Source organism: Roseibium sp. AWQ4_254 (assembly GCF_056161025.1).
In genome coordinates, this window is record NZ_JBSWYH010000125.1 from 1 (window position 1) to 244 (window position 244).

A 244-nucleotide genomic window follows, 5' to 3' on the forward strand; every position below is an offset into this window, starting at 1 on the left:
CGCCAAGCCAACGAGATCTTGCGCAAGGCGTCTGCTTATTTTGCCCAGGCGGAGCTCGACCGCCCATTGAAGCGATGATTTCCTTCATCGATGAACACCGTCCGGTGTTTGGGGTCGAGCCGATCTGCCGACTGCTGCCGATTGCCCCGTCAGCTTATTATGAGAATATCGCCAAGCGTGAGGATGTGGATCGCCTATCGTCCCGCGCTCGCCGCGATATCGCTCTGAAGATCGAGATCCGCCG

At 58.2% G+C, this 244-nt stretch carries 1 pseudogene and 1 other annotated feature; the pseudogene reads left to right on the top strand.

The features are described 5' to 3' along the window. Positions 1-244 (top strand): annotated as a pseudogene (locus tag ACXAIC_RS24900) (IS3 family transposase); the annotation flags it as partial. Next, positions 33-149, top strand: a sequence feature (AL1L pseudoknot). Its footprint overlaps the pseudogene before it by 117 nt.